The organism is Curtobacterium sp. PhB191 (assembly GCF_004346515.1).
Lineage (GTDB): Bacteria > Actinomycetota > Actinomycetes > Actinomycetales > Microbacteriaceae > Curtobacterium.
Genome location: NZ_SMBV01000005.1, coordinates 93,192 through 115,988 on the forward strand (window position 1 = coordinate 93,192; position 22,797 = coordinate 115,988).

Genomic DNA, 22,797 nt, shown 5'->3' on the forward strand with positions numbered 1-22,797 from the left:
TCTCGGGGATGGCGGTGTGTGCAGCGTACGGTCAGCGGGCGGCGGAACCGGGTCAGCCGGGCGCGGGTTCCGGATCGGGCTCACCCGGAACGGGCTGCTCCGGCTCGGGGTCGGGCGCCGGCGCTGCTGCGATCCGTGCGCTCGGCGGGTTCGGGTCCTCGTGCCCGTCGACGATGGCCGCGACGACCACGTAGTTCGCGAGGAGCGAGTCCTCGACCGTCGGCAAGGCGTTCGGCGCGTAGACCTGACCGCCGCCGCAGGGCCGGTCGACCAGGCAGAACGACACGCGGTAGCCCGAGGGCTGGTACCCGCTGTTGCTCGGCGCCGCGTTCACGGTGACCTGGGTGCCGGCGGTCATCGAATCCGGCAGCGTCGCTCGGGTCTGGACCGGTCGGAGCCCATCGACCGTGGTCCCGTTCCCACAGAAGTTCGACGTACTGTCCGCACACGCCACGACGGTGACGCTCACCGCGGAACCGAAGGCGACACCGTCGACCCATGAACCGTTCGCGCCGAACGACACGAGCCCGCCGCCGTTCACCGCGTACGCGTAGTGATCCACGGATCCGTTGGCGCTGGGCTGCGCTCGCGGGTTTCGGATGCGGATGGCGTACGTGCCCGCATCGTCGCTGAACTTCTCGACCGCGATGTCCGCCGACGCAGTTCCCGGTGCCGCGTACCCCTGCACGGACGCGGCACGGCTCGGCGTGCAGAACAGGCCGTTGTCGGCCAGTGCGACGTACTGGAAGTTCCCGTTCGAGCTCAACGTGTCCGTCGCGCTGCTGCCGTCCCACTTCTTGTCCGAGCCCGTCGTCGTGCAGCCGCCGGGGATGTCGACGCCGGGCGGGTAGCGGACGATCGTGAGCGTCCGACCGCTGCCGGCCCAGTCGCTCTCCGTCGCGCTCAGCGAGACCGTGGTCTTCCCCGGGGACTGGTCACGCGTCGCGTTCAGCGTCGGGACCGAGGGCGTCCCGACGGCCGTACCCGTGGCCGATGCCGAGTTCCACTGCACGACGGTGCCGTTGCGGTCCGCGTCGTTCCGGGCCGAGATCGTCACCTTGTACTGCGCGGCGCTCTGCGCTCCGGTGAACGAGGTGCTCGTCGCCGTGCCGGTGTGCCGGGTGCCGGACAGCCCCGGTCCCTCGATGGTGACGATGTAGTCGTCGACCGCGCTGCCACGGTTCGGAGCGGGAACGGCCTTCCACGCGATGTCGAGCTGGTTCGGCGTCGACCCGTTCGGCGTGACGGTGATGCCCTTCGGCGGCGCGGGCACGTAGTCGGCGCTGATCGGCGCCGAGCTGCCCGACGGCTTCGAGTCGCCGATCGCGTTGGTGGCGATGACCTGGAAGCGGTACGACGCCTTCGGGTCGAGGCCGGTCAGGGTGCAGACCGTGGCGGTGCCGCAGTTCTTCGCGACGCCGTTCGTGCCGGTGACGCGGTACCCGGTGATCGGCGAGTTGTTGCCCTGCGGGGTCGACCAGGTCAGCGTGGCCTGGCCACCGTCGTAGGACCCGGTCCGGGTGGGCGTACCGGGGGCGTCGGGGACGTCCTGCACCGAGATCGTCACGTCGCCCCAGACGTAGCGGTCCGGGTCGTTCGTGGCGTCGGCGACCTGGTACTGCAGGTGGGCGTCCACCGGCTTGGCGCTGTCGGAGACGCGGACCTGCAGACGGGTGCGGTCGCCGCTCGGGGTCACGGAGACGCCGCTCGGCAGCCCGCCGGACAGACCACGGATGTTCACGACGCGCAGCCGCTGTCCGGGGAACGGGTTCGTCGGCTGGTCGTTCGTCAGGACGTCGATGGTGGTCGTCGCACCGCGCTTGGTGATCGACCGGTCGGCGCCGGGTTGCACGAGCGGACGCGTCGAGGCCACGACCCCGACGGTCACGGTGCCGGCACGACCGGCGTTCGCGTCGTCCTGCACCCCGATGCCGATCGACGCCGTGGTGTTCTTCTTCGCGGTGTCGGCGACCGTGATGGTCAGCTGCTGCTTGGAGATCGTGGCGGTGGTGCCGGCCGCCGGACGACCGACGACGGAGTAGCGCAGCTCCGGCAGGTCCTTCGGGTACGGGTAGTCGGTGAGCTTCGTCAGGTCGACGGTGCGCGTCTCGCCCGGCTGCATCTCGACCGCCGAGCCGGTGAACGCCGGCGGCTGGTTCGACCGCGGCGTCACGGTGACCGGGAGCACGAGCGTCGCGACCCGGCCCTTCCCGCCGTTGGCCGCGGAGCCGTCCGTGACCTCGAACGAGATGGACGCGTTGCCGTAGTACAGCTTCGACGAGGTGAACTGCAGGGTCGACGAGTCCACGACCAGGCTCTGGCCGTTCGCGTGCGTCGCCTTCACCGTGCCGCGGTCCGTGATCTTCGCCGTCTGGCCGTTCGCGGTCACGACGTAGTCCTCGAGCGGGATCCGGACCGTCGCCTCGCTCTTCACGGTGACGGCACCGGCCGAGCGGTTGATCTGCGGCAGGGCGTCGTCGAACCCGGGGACGTTGATGAAGCCGTAGGACACGATGTCGGGGTGGTCGACCCGTGCGACCGAGAACGGGATGACCTGGGACTCGTCGGTGAGCCGGACCGTGATCCGTCCGTCGTCGGTGAGCCGTGCGGTGTCGCCGTAGCCGTCGACGATCCCGACCTGCAGGTCGGCAGCGGTGCCCTCGGCGAAGAAGACGTTCTCGAGCACGTCGACGGTCACGCTCTCGCGCCGCAGGATGTCCTGCAGGTCCAGGGTGGTGTCGTCGACCTCGGGGCGGAGGGGCTGCGCGTCCGGGTCGACCGTGACGGTGAGGAACGCGGTGCTCGATCCCCCGCTGGCGTTCGCCACCGTGTAGAGCACGGCGTAGTCGCCCGACTTCGCGGTCTTCGGGGGTGTGACCCGGATCTGCTGCTTCCGCAGGATCTTCGCCGACACGTCGTCGGCGGTGGGCTCGGCCGCCGACACGGTGAGCTGGCCGCCCTCGGGGTCGGAGTCGTTCTGCAGCACACGCACGGTCACCGACCCGCCGGGGCGGATGGTCACGTGGTCGGCCTCGGCGACGGGGTTCGACGCCTGTTCGGCCCGGGGGGCGATGCCCACGCGGACGGTACCGGTGGCACGTGCGCCGAGGGCGTCGACCACCGTGTAGGTGAACTCGTCGGTGCCGGCCGAGTAGTCCCCCGCCTCGTAGGTCAGCGCGTCGGACGCGACGTCGGTGACGGAGCCCTTGTCCGGGTTCGACCCGACGCCGACGAGCTGCACCGAGTCGCCGTCCGGGTCGATCCCGTTCAGCGGCACCGAGATCCGCACCGACGAACCCGCCACGACCCGCGCGGTCACGGTCTGCGGGACCGGCGGGTTGTTCGTCGCCGCGTCCCGTTCGCGCACCGAGATCGAGACGGCGGCGTCGGCGTACTGGCCGTCCGGACCGGCGACCCGGTAGACGGCGGTGTAGTTGCCGGGGGTCTTCGGCGCGAGGTAGCGCAGGTGGTCGCCCGAGGCGAACAGCAGACCGCCGTCGCCGGGCACGTTCTGCACGAGCTCGGGCTCGAGGGTCAGGGGCTCGCCCTCGGGCTGGGTGTCGTTGTCGAGCACGTCGATGTTCGCGACGTCGCCGACCCGGACGGTCGCGCTGTCGGGCTGGGCAACGGGCGGCTGGATCCGGTCGGGCTTGGGGATCTCGACGACGGTGATCGTGCCGGTGGACGACGCCAGGCCGTTCGTCTCGGTGTAGCCGAACGACACCGGCCCGTCGAGCGGTGCGGTCAGCGTGACGCGCACGGTGTGCTGGTCGAGGATGCTCGCCTGGACCCCGCTGCCCCGCACCGGTCCGTCGAGGGCGGTGACGAGCAGCACCCCGCCCGCCGGGTCGATGTCGGTCGCGGTGACGTCGGTGTCCTTGCTCGACAGCGTGTTGACGAAGACCGTCTTCGGGGTCGTGATGGGCGCGGTCGAGGCGTCCGGCGGCGCGAGGATCGTGACCCGGACGATGCCGCTCGACGTCTTCACACCGTCGGTCACGGTGTACTCGAGCTGGTGGTCGCCGGCACTCGCACCCTGCACCCGGAACGTGCCCGCGTCGTAGCTCGGGGTGACCGTCAGCCCCGCCGACGACGACACACTCGTGAGGGTCACGGTGCCGTTGCCGCCGCGGACGTGGTCGAGCGGCTCCACCGTGAAGGCCTTGCCGGCGTAGCCCTGCACCGGGAACGGGTCGGCACGCAGCGGCACACTCCCCTGCTTCGCCACGCGCACCGTCACCGAGCCACGGCCGTCCGCGCGTCCGTCGCTCACGACGAGCTGCACGGCACGGTCGCCCGTCCGGCCGCTGTCCGCACGGAAGTCGAGCAGGCCGTCCGGGGTGGTCGACACCCGGTCGCCGTCCGAGGCGGTCGCGGACTTCAGGTACACCGGGTCGCCGTCGGGGTCGACCCAGTCGCCGAGCACGCTGCTGACGACGTGTCCGTTCTGCACCACGTCCGCCGAGGTGTCACGCACCTGTCGCGGGGCCTCGTTCTGCGACTCCGGCCGCACCGTGACGCGGACGGTCGCAGTGTCCGACCCGCCGTTGCCGTCGGTGATCGTGTACGGGAAGGTCACGGTGCCGGTCGCGCGCGACGACAGCGTGACCTGCAGCCGTTGGCCGTCGGCGACGATGGCGACGCGGCCGGCGGACTCCGAGATGGACCCGACCTCGCTCACGATGATCGGGTCACCGTTCGGGTCGTAGTCGTTGAGCAGGACCGGGAGGCTCGTGGTGCGTCCCGGACGAGCGCCCAGGTCGTCGTCCACCGCCACCGGCGGCTTCTGGTCCTTGTCGACCTCGGGGTCGTCGTCGGAGACCTGCTCCTGCTGCTGCTCGTCGTCCTGCTTGATGAGGTCGGCCCAGTTGTCGATGAGCTGGCCACTACGGTCGATCGCCCAGGAACGACCGCTCGACGGGTCGTTGGCGACGACGGTCTGCCCGTTGTGCAGGATCTGCATCGTGCTGGTCCCGCCGGTGCTCGCGAGCCGCTGGAGGGCGTTGCCGTCGCAGGTGTCGATCGCCTGGCCACCGGCCCACGCCGCGTAGGTGCAGGACCCGTCGACGTAGGGGCGCGCCGCACGCCCGGACACCTGGAGCGCGGTGGCGTCGACGGCCCCCGAGGCGCTGACCCGGACGAGTCCGGCGGTGCCCGCGACGGTGACGTCGGACGAGGTGTCCGACGATCGCTGGAGCGCGGGTGACGCGCCGACCCGGTCGCCGAGCTCCACGGTGCGGCCGTCGATCGACAGGGCGCCGCTGGTGCGGTCGAGCACCGCCAGGTGGCCGTCGAAGGTCGCGACCTGGAAGTCGTCGGTGCGGTCCATGTCGACCTTCCACCGCTGGTCGACGGACAATGTCGACCCGACGTCGACGAGCGATGCCGTGCCGGTCTTCGCCGAGTACACCGCGACGTGTCCGTCCGAGGCGTCGAAGACGGTGTCCGCCCCGAGCGTCAGGTCGGCCTTGGTCGAGGCGTCGAACTCGGCGAGGTCGGCCGCGGGCGTCGCCCACAGCTCGCCGGTGTCCTGGTTGCCGATCACCGCGGTGTCCCCCGCGAAGAAGACCTGGGGTGTCCCCGCGGGCAGGGTCACGGCGTCGCCGACGGTGGCGTCGGCGACGTCGACCTTGGCCACGGTCCCCTTGGTCTGGTCGACGCTGTAGACCATGGACCCGCGCTGCAGCACCGCCAGGTCGTCGCTCGCGGTCTCGACGGCGGTGTTCAGCTGGAGGACCCCGGTGTTGGCCCGGCCGACCGCTCCGTACTCGGCGGAGGGCACCCAGACGGTGCCGTCCCCGAGGTCGACTCGTTGCGTGTGGTACCCGGTCGAGACGATCGCGGTCGTCGCGACGACCGCGGCGACGAGGACTGAGACCCCGGTGGTGACGGCGGCGGATCGGTGCTTCGCGAGGAGCGCGCGGATCACCCGGTGCTCCCGACGGTCGCGCACTTCTGCGCGCTCGCTGCACCGGTCTTGCCGTCGCGGTTGACGGCGACCGCGATGCACTCCTCGTCGCCGCGCTGCCCGGAGACGACGAACGTGGTGCCGGTCTGCTGGCTGGACGCGCCGTTCGACGAGATGACGTAGGTGTCGCCGCTCTTGAGACCCGGGTCCGCCCACGAGAACGACACCGACTGCGCCGACGGCTGTGCGCGGACGTCGGCCACCACGGGGATCGCCCCGGCGCCGAGCCGCCCGACGACGACCACGGTCGCGATGGCGAGGGCGGCGACCACGACGACGGCGAGGGACGTCGCCCAGACGAGTGTCGACCGGGTGCGTCGACGAGCACGTGTGACCGATCCGGTGCGGTGGACGGTGCCGACGCTCTGCGAACCGCCGGCGACGACGCCGCCCTGGACCGCGCGACGGGTGCGGCGACGGGCGCCGACCCGGGACGGCGGCTGGAGCTCGCGGATCATGGTCCGGTCGCCCTCCGGGGTCGGGGTCGCGATTGCCCACGCCTCGACCGCGACGTCGGCAGCGGTCTGCGGGATCCCGAGCTCGGCCTCGACCTGCTGGAACCCGCGCACGAGTTCGAGCACGGTCGTCGGGCGCGACGGCACCTTGCGGGACAGCGCGGTGGCGAGCAGGCGCTCGAGCGACGGTGGGACGTCGGTCCGACCGGTGGGCTTGACGCCCCCCTTGTCGATCCGGCTCATGAGGTCGCTCGCACCGTTCTTGCCGCCCCGGACCTCGAACGGGCTGCGACCGGCGAGCAGGGAGTACACGGTGGCGGCGAGCGAGTACACCTCGGACTGGATCGTGCCCCGGGACTCGTCGATCAGGACCTCGGGCGCCGACCACGGGATCGACATGCCGATGGGCTCGTCCGGGTCGGTCCCGCCGATGGTGGCCGCGATGCCGAAGTCGGACAGCACGGGGTTGCCGTACGCCGTGAGCAGGATGTTCGACGGCTTGATGTCCCGGTGGAGCACGCCTTCGCGGTGCGCGGTCTCGAGGGCGGACCCGATCCGGACACCGATCGAGAGCACCTCGGACACCGGGATCGGCTCACGCCGGTACCGCTCGCTGAGCGACGAGGAGCACAGCTCCATCACGAGGTACGGACGTCCATCGGCCGCGACGCTCGCCTGGAACACCGTCAGGATCGACGGGTGGGTGCTGAGCCGCGCCATCAGGTTGGCCTCGGCCTGGAACATCTGCCGTACGCGGTCGTCGACGACCTCGTCGAGCAGGACCTTCACCGCAACCTGACGACGCGGCATGTCTTGTTCGTAGAGGAAGACGTCGGCGAAGCCACCGGAACCGAGGACGTGCACGGGGTTGAAGCCGCCGATCACGGGCGGGTTGGACGGCAGGCGACGCGCCATCGACATCTCCTCCCCGGCCGAGCGGCCAACTCTCTCGTCGTGGCACAGTCATTGTACGAAGCGCCGGTGACCGTCGATCCGCACACCGACCACCTGTGGACGGGCGCACTCCCCCAGTTCGGGGGGTCATGTGCCGACGGTCAGTGCCGCGGCAGGGTGTCCTCGAGGTCGCCGTCGTCCGGGGCGGCGTCGACCTGGAGCACCACGACGGTGACGTTGTCGCGGCCCCCGGCGACGACCGCGTCGCCGACGAGCCGTTCGGCGAGTCCCTGCGCACCGGCTTCCCGCGCCGCGATGCGGGCGATGCCGGCGTCACCGAGCTCCTTCGTCAGGCCGTCGGAGCAGACGATGTACCGGTCGCCCGCGCGGAGCGGCAGGGTCCACCAGTCGGGCGCCGGCGGTTCGCCGAACCCGACCGCGCGGGTGATGACGTTGCTGTCCGGGTGCTGTTCGGCGTCCTCGGCCCGCAGCAGCCCGGCGTCGACCATCTCCTGCACCACGGAGTGGTCCACGGTGACGCGGCGAAGAACGCCGTCCTCGATCCGGTAGGTCCGCGAGTCGCCGACGTTGAACACGAGGGCCGCCGGCTGCCCGAGCGACGCGACCAGGGCGATGCCGGTCACGGTCGTGCCCGCTCCGATCGCGTTGCCGCCGGCTGCGCGCTCGATGTCGGCCGTGGCGAGGAGCAGCGCGCGCTGGATGCCCTGCCGCGTGGTGAAGGGCTCCTGCGTCACCTGCTCGAGTCGACGCACGACGGCGTCGCTCGCGCGGTCGCCGGCGAGGTGTCCGCCCATGCCGTCGGCGACGACGAAGAACGGCGCCCCGACGATGTAGCTGTCCTCGTTGTGGTCACGGCGACGACCGACGTCGGTCGCGGCTCCCCACGAGAGCGTCAGGGTGGCGCCGTCGGCACCGGGGACGTCGATGGCGTGCGCAGTCGCTGCTCGGCCGAGTTCGGTCACGTTTCAGGATCGCTCTCTGGGGGTTCGGGGCGTGCCGTGTGCTGTCTGGTCGGTGGGCCACGGGGGAACCGGTGGGAACCCGTCCGCCGTCGGTGCGACCCGGAGGTACGGCGAGAGGACCTCGATGGCGTTGCCGTCACCGACCTCGACTACCGTACCCGTCAGCGCGACGATCGACGCACCCGATGCCATGCGGTACACCGGCGCGCCCGCCGGTCGGACGACGGTTCCGTTCGTGGACCGCAGGTCCTGCACCACGACGGCTTCGCCCTCGGCGTGGATGCGGACGTGCGAGGACGACACCTGCCCGTTGGCGGACCGCACCGTCACGAGCTCCGGTTCGGGGCCACTGGTGATCCGCGGCAGCGACGGACGCCGTCCGATGACGACCGGGTGGTCCAGTCGGAAGGTGCGGTCGCCGATGCGGATCGACGGCACGCGCGCCGCGGGCGCGGCAGGGACGGACGGGAGGCCCGTGGCGGCTCCGGCGGGCACGCTCGGTCCGGCGACGGTCCGGACACGGGCGCGGACGACCGTGTCCTCCGGGTCGGCTCCGTCGTCGGCAGGGTCGTCGGCTCCGTCGTCGGCAGGGTCGTCGGCTCCGTCGTCGGCACGGTCACCGACCGGTTCGGACGGCTCCGTGCGCGGCCGGATGACGGTGTCACCGAGCACGTCGTCGAAGCGATCGCCGCCCCCGGCACCGCGGGGTCGCCGGATGACGGTGTCCTCGATGTCGTCGTCGCGCAACCGGAGCCCTTCGGATGTGGTGTCCTCCACCGTAGACGATCCGGTCGACCCGTCGCACCGCACCGACGGCCGCCCACGCCGGTCACGATCGGTGCCGGTCGCGACGGGGCCCGGCCCACGTCGGCGCGCTGCCGGCCAGGACCGACCGCAGGACCAGCCCGGCGAGCGGGTCGTCGGCACGGGTCTCGAGGGCGTAGCGCGCCCGTGTCTCGGCGCGGGCCGACGACCCGAGCGCCCACGCGCACCAGGCCCCGAGTGCGAGCGCACCGGCAGCTCCGGCCGTACAGTCCACCTGACCACCCTCGGCGCGCCAGACCCGCCAGGCCTCGGCGCACCGGTCGCCGGCCGTGCGCAGACGAGCGCGGTCCGGTTCCGGTCCGAGGCCGTGCAACGCCGGCGGCGTCGGGTCGTCGAACGGGTCGAACCCCCGGATGGCCCGCGGATCCGGCTGGTCTCGGGCGGCCAGGAACGGGATGAGCGCCATGCGGGTCGACAGCGCACCGCAGGCGGTGACGATCGCGATCGCGCCGACGCGGGAGCCAGCGCCGACGCCCGACGTGACCAGCGCTGCCGCCGCTGCCGGGAGGGTGACCGCCGCCGCGATCTCGCGAGGGAACCGGACTGCGGTGTGGTCGGGGGTGTGTGCCGTCAAGGGGATCATGCACGCCATCGAAGCGTGATCCGGGCCTCCAGTCAGGCACGAACCGACCACCTGTGGACAGCAGCGCCCCGGCCCGACCTGTGGAGGACGGACCGGGGCGATGATCAGACGGTGACGGGTTCCAGGCTCTCGGCGACCAGGTCCCAGCCGGAGTCGCTGCGTTCGACCACGGCGCCGTTCGCGGCGGCCCAGTCGACCAGGTCGTCCATGGTCGCGACGACCGCTCCGGTGCGCGCGAGCAGCGCGACGAGTCGGCCCTTCGCCGTCTTGTTCCAGTGGTTCAACGCCCGCCGCCGACCGGAGCCGTCGATGCTCACGACGCGCGGGGCGACCGCCTCCGGGACGGGACCGAGCTGGCGGTAGCCCTCGGACCGGAGGTCGAGCACCAGGCCGTCCGCCCGCTCGGCCAGGACCCGGGACGAGGCCGCGGGCCAGTGCGACGCCAATCGGATCGTCCCGAGCCGGGAGTCGTGCGACAGGCGGTACGCCGGGATCGGGTCACCAGCACCGATCGGTCCGAACATGGCCGACTGCACGACCACGTGGTCGTGCCACCACGCCCGCGTCGACGCGTCGGCGGTCTGCGCGCCGAGGGGGTCGTAGAGCACCCCCGTGTAGCGCTCGATCGCCGGCATCGTGCCCGACGTGTCGAGTTCGAGGTTGCGGAACCGTTCGGCGATCGACTTCGGGCCGAGCTTCAGAGCCGTCCTGGCCGAGGACTCCTCGGAACTGACAGAGCGGGCCGCGGTGATCACCGCGGCCCGCTCTTCGGCCAGTTCCGGGAACGAGAGTGCACGCAGATCGAGCGTGCGGCTCGTGTCCCCACCCTCCCGCTTCGTCTCCGAAGGCGGGAGGAGGACGGTCAGTCCGGTCAGGACGCCAGCGCGGCCTGCCGCGCGACGATCGTCACCGTGTCGTGCTCCACCGACAGGAAGCCGTCTTCGGCGTCGACCGCGACGGTCGACCCATCGGCCCGCGTGATGCGGACCTGACCCTGCGCGAGGATCGCGAGCATCGGCTCGTGTCCCGCGAGGATGCCGATCTGGCCCTCTGTCGTGCGTGCGACGACCATGGTGGTGTCGCCCGACCAGACCTCACGGTCGGCCGAGACGACGCTCACGTTGAGACCCGCCATGTCAGCGGTTCTCCTTCTGGATCTGTGCCCACTTCTCTTCCACGTCGTTGATGCCACCGACGTTGAAGAACGCCTGCGTCGCAACGTGGTCGAACTCGCCGTCGGCGATGGCGCGGAAGGACTCGATGGTGTCCTTGAGCGGCACCGTGGAGCCCTCGACGCCCGTGAACTTCTTCGCCATGTACGTGTTCTGCGAGAGGAACTGCTGGATACGACGAGCGCGCTCGACCGTGATCTTGTCCTCTTCGGAGAGCTCGTCGACACCGAGGATGGCGATGATCTCCTGCAGTTCCTTGTTCTTCTGGAGGATCTGCTTGACGCGCGTGGCCGTCTCGTAGTGGTCGGCGCCCAGGTACCGCGGGTCCATGATCCGCGACGTCGAGGTCAGCGGGTCGATCGCGGGGTACAGACCCTGCGACGCGATCTCACGCGAGAGCTCGGTGGTCGCGTCGAGGTGCGCGAACGTGGTGGCCGGAGCCGGGTCGGTGTAGTCGTCAGCCGGCACGTAGATCGCCTGCAGCGAGGTGATCGAGTGACCACGCGTCGAGGTGATGCGCTCCTGGAGCACACCCATCTCGTCGGCGAGGTTGGGCTGGTAGCCCACGGCGGACGGCATGCGACCGAGCAGCGTCGAGACCTCGGAGCCGGCCTGCGTGAAGCGGAAGATGTTGTCGATGAAGAGGAGCACGTCCTGCTTCTGGACATCGCGGAAGTACTCCGCCATCGTCAGCGCCGACAGGGCCACGCGGAGACGCGTTCCCGGCGGCTCGTCCATCTGGCCGAACACGAGGGCCGTCTTGTCGAAGACCCCCGCCTCTTCCATCTCACCGATGAGGTCGTTGCCCTCACGGGTGCGCTCACCGACACCGGCGAACACCGACACACCGCCGTGGTCCTGCGCAACGCGCTGGATCATCTCCTGGATGAGGACCGTCTTGCCGACGCCCGCACCACCGAAGAGGCCGATCTTGCCACCCTGCACGTACGGGGTGAGGAGGTCGATGGACTTGATGCCGGTCTCGAACATCGAGGTCTTCGACTCGAGCTGGTCGAAGGCCGGGGCCTTGCGGTGGATCGGCCAGCGCTCGGTGATCTCGAGCTTCTCGTCCGTGTTGAGCACGTTCCCGAGGACGTCGAAGACCTTGCCCTTGGTGACGTCGCCGACGGGGACCGAGATCGGAGCGCCCGAGTCACGGACCTCCTGGCCACGGACCAGGCCGTCGGTCGGCTTCAGGGAGATGGCACGGACCAGGTCGTCGCCCAGGTGCTGGGCGACCTCGAGGCCGATCTCCTGCGACGAGTCACCGATGGTGATGGTCGTGAACAGGAGGTTGTACATCTCCGGGATTGCGTCGTGGGGGAACTCGATGTCGACGACGGGACCCGTGACACGGGCGATCCGGCCGACACCGGGCGCCGACGACGTCTCGACCGCGGTGGTTGCGGTGTCGGTCATGGCTGGTGCCTTCCTGAGGGTGGGTATCTGTCCGCGAACGACGCGGACTACTTCTTCTTCGACGAGAGGGCGTCGGCGCCGCCGACGATCTCGGAGATCTGCTGCGTGATCTCCGCCTGACGCGCGTTGTTCGCGAGTCGGGTGAAGTCACGGATCAGCGAGTCCGCGTTGTCGCTGGCCGCCTTCATCGCCTTCTGACGCGCGGCGTGCTCGGAAGCAGCCGACTGCAGCATGGCGTTGAAGATGCGGCTCTCGATGTAGACCGGGAGCAGCGAGTCGAGCACCGCATCGGCGTCCGGCTCGAACTCGTAGAGCGGCAGGGGCTCGTTGCCCTCGGGCTCCTCGACCCCTTCGACGACCTCGAGGGGCAGCAAGCGAACGACCTGCGGCTCCTGCGTCGCCATGCTGAGGAACCGGTTGAACACGATGTGGATCTCGTCCACGCCGCCCTCTGCGGTGTCCTGGAGGAACTTCGCCACGACGGCGTCGCCGATCTCCTTGGCCGTCGAGAACTCGGGCTGGTCGGTGTTGCCGACCCACTGCTGCTCCGACGCGCGCTCACGGAACGCGAAGTACCCGACGGACTTGCGGCCGACCAGGTAGTAGACGACGTCCTTGCCCTCGCTGCGGAGCAGGGAGGCGAGCTCCTCGCCCTGCTTGAGGACGTTCGTGCTGAACGCGCCGTTCAGGCCGCGGTCCGAGGTGAAGAGCACCACGGCCGCACGGGTCGAGGACTCCGGCTCGGTGGTCAGCACGTGGTCGACGTTCGAGAACGTCGCCACGGCCGACACCGCACGCGTCACGGCTCGCGAGTACGGGCCGGACGCAGCCATTCGGGCCTGCGCCTTCTGGATCCGCGACGCCGAGATCAGTTCCATCGCGCGAGTGACCTTCTTCGTGGTCTTCGCGGACTTGATTCGCTGTCGGTAGACCCGGACCTGCGCTGCCATCTAGCGACGACCCTTGACGATCTGCTCCTGGTCGACGTCCTCGGAGTCTGCCGCGTCGAACTGCTCGGAGCCGAGGGTCTTGCCGTCGCTCGTCTGGAAGCTCTTCGTGAACTCGTCGATCTGCTTCGACATCTCGGCGACGGTCTCGTCGCTGAGCTGGTTCGTCTCGCGCAGGGTCGTGAGGACCTCGGAGTTGCGACGCAGGTGGTCGAGCAGTTCGGACTCGAAGCGCAGCACGTCCGGCACCGGGACGGTGTCGAGCTTGCCGTTGGTGCCGGCCCAGATCGAGACGACCTGCTCCTCGACCGGGTACGGCGAGTACTGCGGCTGCTTGAGGAGCTCGGTCAGACGGGCACCACGGTCCAGCTGACGACGCGACGCCTGGTCGAGGTCGGACGCGAACATCGCGAACGCCTCGAGGGAGCGGTACTGCGCCAGCTCCAGCTTCAGCGTGCCGGAGACCTTCTTGATCGACTTCACCTGGGCGTCACCACCGACGCGGGACACCGAGATGCCCACGTCGACGGCCGGACGCTGGTTCGCGTTGAAGAGGTCCGACTGCAGGAAGATCTGGCCGTCGGTGATGGAGATGACGTTGGTCGGGATGTACGCCGAGACGTCGTTCGCCTTGGTCTCGATGATCGGGAGACCCGTCATCGAACCGGCGCCGAGCTCGTCGGACAGCTTCGCGCAACGCTCCAGCAGACGGGAGTGCAGGTAGAAGACGTCACCCGGGTACGCCTCGCGCCCCGGCGGACGACGCAGGAGGAGCGACACGGCGCGGTAGGCCTCAGCCTGCTTCGACAGGTCGTCGAAGATGATGAGGACGTGCTTGCCGGAGTACATCCAGTGCTGGCCGATGGCCGAGCCGGTGTACGGGGCGAGGTACTTGAAGCCGGCCGGGTCGGACGCGGGGGCGGCGACGATGGTGGTGTACTCCATCGCGCCGGCGTCCTCGAGCGCACCCTTGACGGAGGCGATCGTGGAACCCTTCTGACCGATGGCGACGTAGATGCAGCGGACCTGCTTGTCCTCGTCGCCGGACTCCCAGTTGGCCTTCTGGTTGATGATCGTGTCGATCGCGATGGCCGTCTTGCCGGTCTGGCGGTCGCCGATGATCAGCTGACGCTGACCACGGCCGACGGGGATCATCGCGTCGATGGCCTTGATGCCGGTCTGCAGCGGCTGGTGGACCGACTTGCGGGCCATGACGCCGGGAGCCTGGAGCTCGAGGGCGCGACGGCCCTCGGCAGCGATCTCGCCGAGACCGTCGATCGGGGCGCCGAGCGGGTCGACGACGCGACCGAGGAAGGCGTCGCCGACGGGGGCGGAGAGGACCTCACCCGTGCGGGTGACCTCCATGCCCTCTTCGATGCCGGCGAACTCGCCGAGCACGATGGCGCCGATCGAGTCTTCGTCGAGGTTCTGCGCGAGGCCGAGCGTGCCGTCCGCGAAGCGGATGAGCTCGTTGGCCATGACGCCGGGGAGGCCCTCGACGTGCGCGATGCCGTCGCCGGCGTCGGTGACGTGCCCGACCTCGGCCGTGGAGGCCTTCGTCGGCTCGTAGTTCGAGACGAAGTCCTTCAGGGCATCACGGATCTCATCGGGGCTGATGGTGATGTCTGCCATGGGATTTTCCTTGTGGTTTTCCGGGGCCCTTCGGCTCCGAGAGGGTGACGCTGCCGGACTCGGCAGTTCCCGTTGTGGACTTGGGAGGAGCGGCTTCGACCGTACGCCTAGCCGGCGAGCTGGAGCCGGAGCTCCGAGAGCCGCGTGGACACGGTGCCGTCGATGACGTCGCCGCCGATCTGCACCCGGACCCCGCCGACGACCGTGGGGTCGACGACCTGGTTGATGCTGATGTCCTTGCCGTAGCGCTCGGCCAGCCCGCGTGCGACGCGTGCCGACTGGGCGGTCGTGAGTGCCGTGGCGGTGACCACGGTCGCGACGAGCTTGCCGTCCTGCTCGGCCACGATGCGCGAGGCATCGCGGACGAGTTCACCGATGCGGCGGCCGCGAGGCTGCTGCACGAGCGCGGAGACGATGGTCACGGTCTGCTGCGACGCCTTTGGGCCGAGGAGCCGCTCGACGAGCGCGCCCTTCTGCGCCGGGCTGCCGAGCTTCGTGCCGAGTGCCAGCTCGAGCCCGGCGTCCGAACGGACAGCGGTCTCGAAGGCGAACAGCTCGGACTCGATCGGCGAGTCGGTACCCGCGGTGGCGGCGACGGCGCGGATGCCCGCGTCCTCGATGCCGGCGAGCAGGTCCTGGTGCGAGGACCAGCGCGAGCCGGCCACCGCGGTCAGGACAGCACGAGTCGCGTGCGACTGACCGGCGAAGACGCGGTCGATGAGGACCTTCTTGCCGGCCGGGTCGGCCGTCGGGTCGGACAGCAGCCCGAGCAGCTGCGGCGCACCGGCGATCGCACGCCCGGAGGCGAGGATCTCGGCACCCACGGCCAGGTCGGCGCTCGAACCGAGGTCCGAGAGCACCGCCCTGGTGGACGCGAGTGCTTCTCTGGTAGCGCTGCGCATGCTCAGTGCTCCCCCGTCTTCGTGGCCTGCGAGGCCTCGAGGTCGGCGAGGAAGCGGTCGACGACTGCCGACGACTTGGCGTCGTCCTTGAGCGATTCGCCGATCACACCGGACGCGAGGTCGAGGGCAAGGGTGCCCACCTCGGACCGGAGCGACTGGACGGCGCTCTGACGCTCGGCTTCGATCTGCGCCTGGGCGTTGGCCGTGATGCGTGCTGCATCGGCCGCTGCCTGCTCGCGGACCTCGTTACCGATCGCCGTGGCGTCGGCGCGGGCCTGCTCACGGATGCGGGACGCCTCGGAGCGGGCGTCGGCGAGCTGCTTGTTGTACTCGTCGAGCGCAGCAGCGGCCTGCTCCTGAGCAGCCTCTGCCTTCTTGATGCCACCCTCGATGGCCTCAGTGCGCTCATCGAGCATCTTCGTGATGCGCGGCGTGACGACACGCCACATCACCACGAGGATGATGAGGAAGGCCACCGCGGACCACACGATGTCGTACACCGGCGGAATGAGGGGGTTGTGCGTTTCCTCCGCCGCGATGATGAGTGCGTTGTGCATCGAGGAACCTTAGTTGGTGAAGATGAAGTACGTGGCGATGCCGATGAAGGCCAGGGCCTCGGTGAAGGCGATACCGATGTACATGAGGGTCGTCAGGCGGCCCTGGAGCTCGGGCTGGCGGGCGACGGACTCGATCGTCTTGCCGACGACGATGCCGACACCGATGGCCGGGCCGATCGCAGCGAGGCCGTAGCCAACCGTCGCGATGTTGCCGTTGATCTCCGCGAGAACGGTCGTTGCGTCCACGTGTTTTCCTTTCGAGGTGCGGGTCCGACGGTTGCCGGTCCCGTAGGGGGTCAGTGAGGAATCAGTGCTCGTCAGCCAGCGCCAGCTGGATGTAGACGGCGGTGAGGAGCATGAAGACGTAGGCCTGCAGCAGCGCGACGAGGATCTCGAAGAAGCTGAACGCGATGCCGAACGCGAGGGTCCCGACACCGAAGGCCTTGAAGCCGAGCGAAGCGTCGAAGAAGAAGAACTGCGTCGCCGAGAAGAACAGGACGAGCAGCAGGTGCCCGACGACCATGTTCATCAGGAGTCGCAGGGTGAGCGTCACCGGACGGAGCACGAAGGTCGAGACGAGCTCGATCGGCGTCACGATGATGTAGAGGAACCACGGCACCCCGGGCGGGAAGAGCGAGTTCCGGAGGAACGTGCCCGGGTGCTTGCGGAGGCCGGCGTAGATGAACGCGACGTAGGCGACGATCGCGAGGATCATCGGCATCGCGATGCGACTGGTGCCGGCGAGGTTCATGCCCGGGATCAGACCGGTCAGGTTCATGAACAGCACGCCGAAGAAGATCGTCGCCAGGAGCGGCAGGAATCGCTTGCCGTCCTTCTCTCCGAGGTTGTCGAAGGTGTTGCGACGAACGACGTCGAACGCGTACTCGATGAACGCCTGACCGCGGTTCGGGACGAGCTTCAGCGCGCGGGTTCCCACGAAGGCGAACACCAGGAGCACGGCGACGGCGAAGAAGCGGATGAGGACGACCCGATCGATCTCGAACGGCGTCCCTGCGAAGAAGATCGCATCCGGGAAGAACTCGTTGATCGACGGACCATGGAACTCGGCGGCCTTGCTGCTCCCCGCCGCAACGGTGTCAACCGCAGCAGAGAGGGACAGGGGAAGAGCGTGGGATAGCAGCGCTGTCTCCTGTGTCGGCGCGCGCACATCATGGCACGCGATGGTGGACGTTGTGGAGGCTTGCCCGCTCCGAGCGAAAGGCTCCGGTGGCGGACTCCGAGAAGCCTATCAGGTGCGAGAGGCTTCCCGGCTTCTCAGTTGCGGGGGGTCGGGTTCTCAGCGTCCGCGGAGCCACCCGACCCGTCACCGGGCAGCTGCACGCCGATCGGGATGCGGGCCTTCGCCACCGCGACGACGTCGATGACCAGGGACCCGACGACCCCCGCGATGATCACGATCGCGAGCACCGGGAAGTCCACCCAGGTACGGTCCTTCAGTGCCACCAGCAGCACGATGAACACGATGAACTTGAGCAGCCAGGTGCCCATCACGATGCCGAAGAAGGCACCCGAGATCATCTGCCCCTTGGACACCCGTAGCGCGACAAGGACACTGACCGCGGTGAGGCCGAGGAACACCACGCTGAGCACGGCTCCGAGCAGGCCGCCGACGAGCCCGGGAGTGTCGGCGACGAGCAGCCCCACGACTCCCCCGACGATCGCCAGGGCGACCGCGAGCACCGCGCCCCACGTGATGATGCGGCGGAACACCGGCCGGACGTGGTCGAGCGCGTTCGGTGCGGTCACGTGATGTCTCCTGGGATCGTGCGGTCGTTGGCGGCCCGGTCGAGCGGGTCGAGGCTGGCGTCCACCACGGCGGCGGAACGGTTGGCGGTCTGGGCGGCGATCTCGGTGCGCTTCCGGCCGAGCGGCGCGAACGTGGCGACGGCGCACACGGTGAAGCCGACCGCGACGAAGGCGACCACCCAGTACCAGTCCACGAACAGGAACAGCAGGCACCCGACCGCGACGGTGGCGGTCCACGCGTAGAAGATCAGGACGGCGTGGAAGTGCGAGTGCCCCATGTCGAGCAGACGGTGGTGCAGGTGCTTGCGGTCGGCCGAGAACGGTGACTTGCCAGCGCTGAGCCGCCGGGTGACGGCGAGGCCGAAGTCCAGGATCGGCACGATCAGGATCGCGAAGGGCAGCAGGATCGGGATGAAAGCCGGCAGCAGCGCCTGGCGTGTCTGCACCGCTGCGGGATCGATGTTGCCCGTGACCGACACGGCGCTGGTGGCCATCAGGAAGCCGACGAGCAGCGCTCCGGCGTCGCCCATGAACAGCTTCGCCGGGTGCCAGTTGAGGATGAGGAACCCGAAGCAGGAGCCGACGAGCACCGCGGTCAGCAGTGACGGCAGGTTGAAGAAGAACTCGGTCTGCACGACCACGCGGTTGATGAAGAACGTGTAGAGGAAGAACACCCCGCCGGCGATGATCGCGACCCCGGCGACCAGGCCGTCGAGTCCGTCGATGAAGTTCACCGCGTTCATCACGAGCACCACCGCCAGCACCGTGAAGATCAGGCTCATGTACGACGAGCCCACGCCCAGGGTGTTGCCGATCGGCAGCGACACGATCGCGACGCCCTGCCAGGCGAGGATGCCCGCAGCGATGATCTGCCCGGCGAGCTTCGTCATCCAGTCGAGGTCCCAGATGTCGTCCGCGACGCCGAGCACCACGATGATCGTCGCGCCCCCGAGCACCGCCAGCACGCGGCCCGGCTCGGAGAACACCAGCCGGAAGTAGTCGGTCCCCGCGATCGACGGGAACAGGAACCACGCCGCCAACAGCGACACGATGACGCCGATGTACATCGCGATCCCGCCGAGGCGCGGAGTCGGCGTGCGGTGCACGTCGCGCTCGCGGACCTGGGGGTACCACTTGTACTTCAGCCCGAGTTTCCACACCAGCACGCTGACCAGGAAGCTCACGACCGCGGCGATCGCCCCCGCCAGCAGGTAGTACTTCATCCGACGAGGTCGGCTCCGACGACCCGGATGATCTCGTCGTCGGAGATCACCCCGTGTCGGACGATGCGGAGCTTCCCGCCGTCCGACAGCCCCGTCGCGTCGACGATCGTCGAGCCGGTGGAGGCTTCGAAGCCCTCGTGCTCCCCGATCGCGCCGCCGTCCAGGTACACGGCGACGCTGTCGCCGAGCATCCGCTCAGCGGCATCGACGTCCATCGCGGCCGGGTCGCCGGTCGAGTTCGCGGACGAGACCGCGAGCGGACCGACCTCTTGCAGGAGCTCGAGCGCGATCCGCGAGTCCGGCATCCGCAGGGCGACCGTGCCCCGCGTCTCGCCGAGGTCCCAGTCGAGCGACGGCTGCGCGCGCAGGATCACGGTCAGGCCGCCGGGCCAGAACTCGGCGACGAGGTCGCGCACCTGCTGCGGCACGTCGCTCGCGAGCGCGTCGAGCGTCGGCGGGCCGGGGATCAACACCGGCGGCGGCGACTGCCGCGTCCGGCCCTTCGCGTCGAGCAACCGCTGGACGGCGGCCGCGTTGAAGGCGTCCGCGGCGAGGCCGTAGACGGTGTCGGTGGGGACGACGACGAGGTCTCCGCGCCCGAGGGCGGCACGTGCGAGCCGCATCCCGGTCAGGAGCCCGTCGGAGTCGGTGCAGTCGTATCGGGATGCCATGACTCGACGATGATAGTGCGACACAATGGAGGACATCGTGAACGAGACCCCTGCGCCCCACCTCCTGTTCCTCTTCGACATGGACGACGTCCTCGTCCGGTACGACTGGCAGGTGCGGATGGCCGCACTCTCCGAGTTCACCGGACACGAGTTCGAGGAGCTCCGACGCCGCTGGTGGGACTGCGGCCACGAGATGCGTGCCGAGGCCGGCGACTTCGCCGACGGCGACGAGTACCTCGCCGCGTTCGAGCGGGCGATGGAGTGCGACGTCCCCGAGGCCGAGTGGGCGCGCATCCGCGGGTCCGCGATGACCGAGCTGCCGGAGCGCATCGAGGCCGTCCGGATCGCGAGCGAGCACGGGCGTGTCGGCCTGCTCACCAACAACGGGCCGCTCGCGGGTCGGTGGATCCACCAGTGGGCACCGTCACTGCCGGGGCTGTTCGGCGAGCACCTGGACACGTCGAGCAACTTCGGCGCCCGCAAGCCCGAGCCCGAGGTCTTCCTCCGCGCGATGGAGCACCACGGCGTGCCCGCCGAACGCACGTTCTTCGCCGACGACATGCCGGAGAACATCGCGGGTGCCCGGAGCGTCGGCATCCATGCGGTCCTGGTCGAGCGCGACACCGACCTGCGCGAGCACGTCCGCGCCTTCGTCGCGCAGCAGCGCGAGGCCTCCCCCGTCGCCTGACCCTTCCCATCACGTTCGAGATGGCAACAAGCAACGGGCGTACCTGGTCGTTCTGAACGGCCAGGTACGCCCGTTTCCGCTCGGTACGGCACGGCATACCGACCGGGAGGCCCGGGGTGCGTCCGCCTACCGGGTCGCGGTGGTCGTGCGGTCGCGACCCGTCAGGTCGACGTGCGTCTCCGGGGTCCGGAACCCCCGGCGCGCCAGGACCTCGCGGACGCCGGCGCCCTGCGGCTCGGCGTGCTCGATGACGAGCACCCCGCCGGGCACGAGCAACCGCCACGCCGTCTCGGCCAGGGCGCGCACGGCGTCGAGGCCGTCCGGCCCGCCGTACAGCGCCATCGCGGGGTCGTGGTCGCGGACCTCGGGGTCGATCGGGATCGCGTCGTCCGGCACGTACGGCGGGTTCGACACCACCACCGAGACCGTGCCGTCGAGTTCGGGCAGCGCGTCGGCGAGGTCGCCCTCGACGAGTCGCACCGTGCCGCCGTGGGCGTCGGTGTTCCGGCGGGTCCAGAACAGGGCCTCGGGCGATCGTTCGACGGCGTACACGACGGCGTTCGGCACCTCGGTGTCCATGGCGATCGCGATGGCACCGCTCCCGGAGCCGAGGTCGACCGCGATCGGCGCCGGCACCGCGACCGCCCGGAGCGCGTCGATGCCGAACTGCACGACGCCCTCGGTCTCGGGACGGGGCACGAACACGCCGGGTCCGACCGCCAGGGTCAGTGCTCGGAAGTACGCCTGCCCGGTGATGTGCTGCAGCGGCTCGCGGGTGCTCCGTCGGGCGATCGCGTGCCGGAAGCGCTCGACGTGCTCCGGAGCGATCGCGCCGCCGGTCATCGCGCGGGCCTGTACCGCACCGCGCGAGGTGTCGGTCGCCCACGCGAGCAGCAGCTCGGCGTCGACCTGGGGCGTCGGGACGCCGGACGCGACGAGCGCCGCGGCCGCCTGCTCGAGCAGGCGATCCGCGGCGTACGTGAGGGGCGTGTCGGCGGTGATCCGGGCCTCCAGGCTGGGTGTGCGGTTACGCGTCCTGGTCGCCGATGGCGGCCAGACGTGCCTCTTCGTCCGCCTGGATGGCGGACTGGACGACGGGCTCGAGCGCACCGTTCATGACGCGGTCCAGGTCGTACGCCTTGTAGCCGGTGCGGTGGTCCGCGATCCGGTTCTCCGGGAAGTTGTACGTCCGGATGCGCTCCGAACGGTCCATCCCACGGATCTGCGACTTGCGCGCATCCGAGGCGATCGCGTCGAGCTCCTCCTGCTGCCGCGCGAGGATGCGTGCACGGAGCACGCGCATGCCGGCCTCACGGTTCTGGAGCTGCGACTTCTCGTTCTGCATCGCCACCGTGATGCCCGTGGGCAGGTGCGTGATGCGGACCGCGGAGTCCGTCGTGTTGACGGACTGCCCGCCGGGACCGGAGGACCGGTACACGTCGATCTTCAGGTCGTTCTGGTTGATCGCGACCTCTTCGGGCTCGTCGACCTCGGGGAACACCAGCACGCCGGTCGTCGAGGTGTGGATGCGCCCCTGCGACTCGGTCTGCGGCACGCGCTGCACACGGTGCACGCCGCCCTCGTACTTCAGGTGCGCCCAGACACCCTGCGACGGGTCGGTCGTGTTCGACTTGATCGCGACCTGGACGTCCTTGTAGCCACCCAGGTCGGACTCGGTGCGCTCGAGGAGCTCGACCTTCCAGCCCTTGGTCTCGGCGTAGTGCGAGTACATGCGCAGGAGGTCGGCCGCGAACAGCGCCGATTCCTCGCCGCCCTCGCCGCCCTTGATCTCCATGATCACGTCGCGCCCGTCGTCGGGGTCGCGCGGGATGAGCAGCCGGCGGAGACGCTCCTGGCGCTCCGCCAACTGCTCCTCGAGCTCGGGGACCTCGTCCGCGAACGCCGAGTCCTCACGCGCGAGCTCCTGGGCGGCGGCGAGGTCGTCCCCCGCCGCCTGCCAGGACTCGTACGCGGACTTGATCTGGTTGAGCTCGGCGTAGCGCCGGTTCACCTTCTTCGCCCGGGCCGCATCGGCGTGGAGCGCGGGGTCCGACAGCTGCTGCGTCAGGTCCTCGTGTTCCGCCAGCAGCCCTGCCACCGACTCGAACACG

20 protein-coding genes are annotated in these 22,797 nt (G+C 69.9%); 1 reads left to right on the top strand and 19 read right to left on the bottom strand.

All coding sequences use genetic code 11. The features are described from left to right. Positions 1-52: 52 nt before the first annotated feature. The 17 genes from EDF48_RS09800 to EDF48_RS09875 all read right to left on the bottom strand — a co-directional run bounded on the left by EDF48_RS09800 (position 53) and on the right by EDF48_RS09875 (position 19,998). Complete coding sequence (locus tag EDF48_RS09800) at positions 53-5,929, bottom strand: Ig-like domain-containing protein (RefSeq protein WP_131879669.1); 5,877 nt, start codon at positions 5,927-5,929, stop codon at positions 53-55. Beyond that, positions 5,926-7,338, bottom strand: a complete 1,413-nt coding sequence (locus tag EDF48_RS09805; RefSeq protein ID WP_131879671.1) for a serine/threonine-protein kinase — start codon at positions 7,336-7,338, stop codon at positions 5,926-5,928. The genes EDF48_RS09800 and EDF48_RS09805 overlap by 4 nt, the downstream gene beginning before the upstream one ends. A gap of 140 nt (positions 7,339-7,478) precedes the next feature. Beyond that, a complete protein-coding gene (locus tag EDF48_RS09810) occupies positions 7,479-8,300 on the bottom strand; it encodes a protein phosphatase 2C domain-containing protein (protein WP_123294286.1) in 822 nt (273 codons plus the stop codon). 3 nt (positions 8,301-8,303) lie between these two features. After that, a complete protein-coding gene (locus EDF48_RS19420; protein WP_243698082.1) occupies positions 8,304-9,077 on the bottom strand; it encodes an FHA domain-containing protein in 774 nt (257 codons plus the stop codon). A 52-nt stretch (positions 9,078-9,129) separates the two neighbouring features. Beyond that, on the bottom strand, positions 9,130-9,708 hold the full coding sequence (locus EDF48_RS19425; protein WP_165900971.1) for a hypothetical protein: 579 nt from the start codon (positions 9,706-9,708) through the stop codon (positions 9,130-9,132). A 104-nt stretch (positions 9,709-9,812) separates the two neighbouring features. Then, entirely contained in the window at positions 9,813-10,583 is a 771-nt protein-coding gene (gene yaaA, locus EDF48_RS09820) for a peroxide stress protein YaaA (protein WP_347812847.1), read from the bottom strand. After that, positions 10,580-10,843 (bottom strand): F0F1 ATP synthase subunit epsilon, encoded by a 264-nt coding sequence (locus EDF48_RS09825; RefSeq protein WP_017885743.1) that lies wholly within the window; start codon positions 10,841-10,843, stop codon positions 10,580-10,582. Before EDF48_RS09825 ends, yaaA begins: the two co-directional genes overlap by 4 nt. Before the next feature lies 1 nt (position 10,844). Beyond that, positions 10,845-12,299, bottom strand: a complete 1,455-nt coding sequence (atpD, locus tag EDF48_RS09830; RefSeq protein WP_065959250.1) for a F0F1 ATP synthase subunit beta — start codon at positions 12,297-12,299, stop codon at positions 10,845-10,847. Positions 12,300-12,346: 47 nt separating this feature from the next. After that, positions 12,347-13,249: a F0F1 ATP synthase subunit gamma gene (locus tag EDF48_RS09835; protein WP_123339744.1), complete on the bottom strand. Its 903-nt coding sequence runs from the start codon at positions 13,247-13,249 to the stop codon at positions 12,347-12,349. Further along, positions 13,250-14,878 carry a F0F1 ATP synthase subunit alpha gene (gene atpA, locus EDF48_RS09840; RefSeq protein WP_123339745.1) on the bottom strand — a complete coding sequence of 543 codons (1,629 nt, stop codon included), beginning with the start codon at positions 14,876-14,878 and terminating at the stop codon, positions 13,250-13,252. Positions 14,879-14,985: 107 nt separating this feature from the next. Then, the gene (locus tag EDF48_RS09845; protein WP_123937769.1) at positions 14,986-15,780 is read right to left on the bottom strand and encodes a F0F1 ATP synthase subunit delta; all 795 of its coding nucleotides are present in this window, start codon (positions 15,778-15,780) and stop codon (positions 14,986-14,988) included. Positions 15,781-15,782: 2 nt separating this feature from the next. Beyond that, positions 15,783-16,337, bottom strand: coding sequence for a F0F1 ATP synthase subunit B (locus EDF48_RS09850; protein ID WP_123312395.1), 555 nt, complete (start codon positions 16,335-16,337; stop codon positions 15,783-15,785). A 9-nt stretch (positions 16,338-16,346) separates the two neighbouring features. Then, positions 16,347-16,583 carry an ATP synthase F0 subunit C gene (gene atpE / locus EDF48_RS09855; RefSeq protein WP_027465781.1) on the bottom strand — a complete coding sequence of 79 codons (237 nt, stop codon included), beginning with the start codon at positions 16,581-16,583 and terminating at the stop codon, positions 16,347-16,349. Positions 16,584-16,644: 61 nt separating this feature from the next. Continuing rightward, positions 16,645-17,457 (bottom strand): F0F1 ATP synthase subunit A, encoded by an 813-nt coding sequence (atpB, locus tag EDF48_RS09860; protein ID WP_111084153.1) that lies wholly within the window; start codon positions 17,455-17,457, stop codon positions 16,645-16,647. A 155-nt stretch (positions 17,458-17,612) separates the two neighbouring features. After that, positions 17,613-18,104: a hypothetical protein gene (locus EDF48_RS09865; protein ID WP_123294279.1), complete on the bottom strand. Its 492-nt coding sequence runs from the start codon at positions 18,102-18,104 to the stop codon at positions 17,613-17,615. Beyond that, positions 18,101-19,327, bottom strand: coding sequence for an MraY family glycosyltransferase (locus tag EDF48_RS09870; RefSeq protein ID WP_111083866.1), 1,227 nt, complete (start codon positions 19,325-19,327; stop codon positions 18,101-18,103). Before EDF48_RS09870 ends, EDF48_RS09865 begins: the two co-directional genes overlap by 4 nt. Further along, positions 19,324-19,998 (bottom strand): L-threonylcarbamoyladenylate synthase, encoded by a 675-nt coding sequence (locus EDF48_RS09875; RefSeq protein WP_123294277.1) that lies wholly within the window; start codon positions 19,996-19,998, stop codon positions 19,324-19,326. The genes EDF48_RS09870 and EDF48_RS09875 overlap by 4 nt, the downstream gene beginning before the upstream one ends. Positions 19,999-20,035: 37 nt before the next feature. On the opposite strand from EDF48_RS09875, the gene EDF48_RS09880 reads away from it, so the two are divergent. Further along, positions 20,036-20,686 carry an HAD family phosphatase gene (locus tag EDF48_RS09880; protein ID WP_131879678.1) on the top strand — a complete coding sequence of 217 codons (651 nt, stop codon included), beginning with the start codon at positions 20,036-20,038 and terminating at the stop codon, positions 20,684-20,686. Positions 20,687-20,812: 126 nt separating this feature from the next. Here EDF48_RS09880 and prmC read toward each other — a convergent pair whose 3' ends face one another. Both prmC and prfA read right to left on the bottom strand, forming a co-directional pair. Continuing rightward, positions 20,813-21,649 (bottom strand): peptide chain release factor N(5)-glutamine methyltransferase, encoded by an 837-nt coding sequence (gene prmC, locus EDF48_RS09885; RefSeq protein WP_207913252.1) that lies wholly within the window; start codon positions 21,647-21,649, stop codon positions 20,813-20,815. Positions 21,650-21,713: 64 nt separating this feature from the next. Then, a complete protein-coding gene (gene prfA, locus EDF48_RS09890; RefSeq protein WP_123294274.1) occupies positions 21,714-22,796 on the bottom strand; it encodes a peptide chain release factor 1 in 1,083 nt (360 codons plus the stop codon). Between the last annotated feature and the right edge of the window lies 1 nt (position 22,797).

Excerpts from the sequence above, each read along its gene's own strand:
- EDF48_RS09805 (WP_131879671.1), bottom strand. The coding sequence starts at position 7,338 with ATGGCGCGTCGCCTGCCGTCCAACCCGCCCGTGATCGGCGGCTTCAAC.
- EDF48_RS19425 (WP_165900971.1), bottom strand. The coding sequence starts at position 9,708 with ATGATCCCCTTGACGGCACACACCCCCGACCACACCGCAGTCCGGTTC.
- EDF48_RS09825 (WP_017885743.1), bottom strand. The coding sequence starts at position 10,843 with ATGGCGGGTCTCAACGTGAGCGTCGTCTCGGCCGACCGTGAGGTCTGG.
- atpD (WP_065959250.1), bottom strand. The coding sequence starts at position 12,299 with ATGACCGACACCGCAACCACCGCGGTCGAGACGTCGTCGGCGCCCGGT.
- EDF48_RS09835 (WP_123339744.1), bottom strand. The coding sequence starts at position 13,249 with ATGGCAGCGCAGGTCCGGGTCTACCGACAGCGAATCAAGTCCGCGAAG.
- atpA (WP_123339745.1), bottom strand. The coding sequence starts at position 14,878 with ATGGCAGACATCACCATCAGCCCCGATGAGATCCGTGATGCCCTGAAG.
- EDF48_RS09845 (WP_123937769.1), bottom strand. The coding sequence starts at position 15,780 with ATGCGCAGCGCTACCAGAGAAGCACTCGCGTCCACCAGGGCGGTGCTC.
- EDF48_RS09850 (WP_123312395.1), bottom strand. The coding sequence starts at position 16,337 with ATGCACAACGCACTCATCATCGCGGCGGAGGAAACGCACAACCCCCTC.
- EDF48_RS09870 (WP_111083866.1), bottom strand. The coding sequence starts at position 19,327 with ATGAAGTACTACCTGCTGGCGGGGGCGATCGCCGCGGTCGTGAGCTTC.
- EDF48_RS09875 (WP_123294277.1), bottom strand. The coding sequence starts at position 19,998 with ATGGCATCCCGATACGACTGCACCGACTCCGACGGGCTCCTGACCGGG.